Origin of the sequence: Streptomyces sp. NPDC057543, assembly GCF_042801895.1 — a bacterium.
GTDB lineage: Bacteria > Actinomycetota > Actinomycetes > Streptomycetales > Streptomycetaceae > Streptomyces.
Window position 1 is genome coordinate 1 of sequence record NZ_JBHVFF010000540.1, and the last position, 2,282, is coordinate 2,282.

Annotated in this window: 2 protein-coding genes; one reads left to right on the forward strand and one right to left on the reverse strand. The window is 68.1% G+C overall.

The features are described 5' to 3' along the window. Positions 1–105: 105 nt before the first annotated feature. Positions 106–1,515: a type I glutamate--ammonia ligase gene (gene glnA / locus ACFU8Q_RS41055; RefSeq protein ID WP_384465194.1), complete on the reverse strand. Its 1,410-nt coding sequence runs from the start codon at positions 1,513–1,515 to the stop codon at positions 106–108. 255 nt (positions 1,516–1,770) lie between these two features. Between glnA and ACFU8Q_RS41060 the strand changes: the two genes are divergently transcribed. Then, a complete protein-coding gene (locus tag ACFU8Q_RS41060) occupies positions 1,771–2,238 on the forward strand; it encodes an RDD family protein (RefSeq protein WP_384465197.1) in 468 nt (155 codons plus the stop codon). Positions 2,239–2,282: the final 44 nt, after the last annotated feature.

Consider the following 2,282-nt stretch of genomic DNA (forward strand, 5'->3'; position numbering starts at 1 on the left):
CGACCAGGGGGAAGCGGCCCTCGCTGTTGTCTCTGACGTCAAGTCAGGGAATCGGCCGACGGTGCACACCCGGTGCACAAGAGGGCCGTCCCCCGGCCCCGCGGCTTACAGGTCGAAGTACAGCTCGAACTCGTGCGGGTGCGGGCGCAGCTGGATCGGGGCGATCTCGTTGGTGCGCTTGTAGTCGATCCACGTCTCGATCAGGTCGGACGTGAAGACGCCGCCGGCCTGCAGGTACTCGTTGTCCGCCTCCAGCGCCTCCAGGACGGCCGGGAGGGAGGTCGGGACCTGCTGGACGGTCGCGTGCTCCTCGGGAGCCAGCTCGTACAGGTCCTTGTCGATCGGCTCGGCGGGCTCGATCTTGTTCTTGATGCCGTCGAGGCCCGCCATCAGCAGAGCGGAGAAGGCGAGGTACGGGTTGGACGACGGGTCCGGGGCGCGGAACTCGACGCGCTTGGCCTTCGGGTTGGAGCCCGTGATCGGGATACGCATCGCGGCGGAACGGTTGCGCTGCGAGTACACCATGTTGACCGGGGCCTCGAAGCCGGGGACCAGGCGGTGGTACGAGTTCACCGTCGGGTTCGTGAAGGCCAGCAGCGACGGAGCGTGCTTGAGGATGCCGCCGATGTAGTAGCGGGCGATGTCCGAGAGGCCCGCGTAGCCCTGCTCGTCGTAGAACAGCGGGTCGCCGCCGGCCCACAGGGACTGGTGGACGTGCATGCCCGAGCCGTTGTCGCCGAAGATCGGCTTCGGCATGAACGTCGCGGTCTTGTTGTTGCGCCAGGCGACGTTCTTCACGATGTACTTGAAGAGCATCAGGTCGTCGGCTGCGGCGAGCAGCGTGTTGAACTTGTAGTTGATCTCCGCCTGGCCGGCGGTGCCGACCTCGTGGTGCTGGCGCTCGATCTGGAGACCGCTCTTCTCCAGCTCCAGGGACATCTCGGCGCGCAGGTCGGCGAAGTGGTCGACCGGCGGGACCGGGAAGTAGCCACCCTTGTAGCGGACCTTGTACCCACGGTTGTCCTCGAGGGCACCGGTGTTCCAGGCACCGGCCTCCGAGTCGATGTGGTAGAAGCTCTCGTTCGACGACGTCTGGAAGCGGACGCTGTCGAAGACGTAGAACTCGGCCTCGGGACCGAAGTAAGCGGTGTCGGCGATGCCGGTGGAGGCGAGGTACGCCTCGGCCTTCTTGGCCACGTTCCGCGGGTCACGGCTGTACTGCTCGCCGGTGATCGGGTCGTGGATGAAGAAGTTGATGTTGACGGTCTTGTCGCGGCGGAACGGGTCGACACGGGCGGTCGACAGGTCCGCGCGCAGCGCCATGTCGGACTCGTGGATGGCCTGGAAACCGCGGATCGACGAGCCGTCGAAGGCAAGCTCGTCGGCCGGGTCGAAGGTCGCCGCCGGCACCGTGACGTGCTGCATCACGCCGGGCAGGTCACAGAACCGGACATCGATGAACTTGACGTCTTCGTCGGCGATGAACTTCTTCGCGTCCTCGGCGTTCTGGAACATCCAACTCCTCCTACTCCCGGCCCGGGAGGGACGGGGTTGCAGCTCGTGGTGCGGCCAGTGCGGTGGCACACGCTGGGGCCGACCTTAGGCAGGCCGGATTTCTCAAGCATGACCCATTTGTTTCGCAGAAGTTAACCGAGCCGGGCACGCGCGGCACGTCGAGACCGGTTCGGATCCCTCGTCCGGCCCGCTCGGAAGCCCGCGGCGGCCACCCCGCCCGGCGGTCGGCGGGGCGCGGCGCAGTACCGTGTTCGGGTGGACACTAGGCAAGCAATCGGATCGTGGCTCTCGGGGCCGCGCGCGACCTCCGAGGAGATGGGCGTCGAGTTCGGCCACCGGGGCAAGCGGCTCGGTCTGCCCGAGCACGGGCCGGGTTCCGTGGCGCCGTTCGGCCGACGCCTGGGCGCGCTCTTCATCGACTGGGCCCTGTGCATGCTGATCGCATACGGGCTGTTCGCCCGCGGTGACCAGCAGGCGGCGGGAAACTGGGCGCTCGGCGTCTTCCTCGTACTGGGCGTGCTCACCGTCGGGACCATCGGCTGCACGCCCGGCAAGCGCGTCCTGGGCCTCCGGGTCGTCGCCGAGAGCGGCGGTCGGCTCACGTTCGGGCGGGCGGTCGTCCGCAGCGTGCTGCTGTGCCTGGCGATCCCGGCCCTGGTCTGGGACCGCGACGGCCGCGGCCTGCACGACCGGCTGGCCCGCGCTGTCCAGGTCCGCATCTGAGCGAGGCCGGAACGACGAAGAGGGCGGGTCACGAACCGGTTCGG